This is a genomic window from Acidovorax sp. SRB_24, from assembly GCF_012931925.1.
Genome location: NZ_MWOM01000359.1, coordinates 1 through 253 on the forward strand (window position 1 = coordinate 1; position 253 = coordinate 253).

Below are 253 nucleotides of genomic sequence, written 5' to 3' on the forward strand. Positions count from 1 at the left end.
GGCGCGCGGTGCGCAGGCGCGACACCGCGTGGCCCACGGCGGCGCTGGGGGTGGCGGTGGCAGCGCTCACCGGCCGCCTGCACATTCAAGTTCGAACAGCGGCACCTCGGCCTGGCGGCTCAGCCACATGCCGCCGCCCAGCTCGATGAAGCCCTGCGCGAGGCCGCGCCGGTACAGCTCCGCGCGGTGGCGGAACAGGCGCGGGTCGGTCAGCGTCTCGTCGAGGATGTCGCGCTCCCAGTCCTCGCGCGAG

Annotated in this window: 1 pseudogene; it reads right to left on the reverse strand. The window is 75.1% G+C overall.

Features of this window, described 5'->3' with window-relative positions:
• Positions 1–66: 66 nt before the first annotated feature.
• Positions 67–253, reverse strand: a pseudogene (locus B2J89_RS22270) (methyltransferase type 11); the annotation flags it as partial.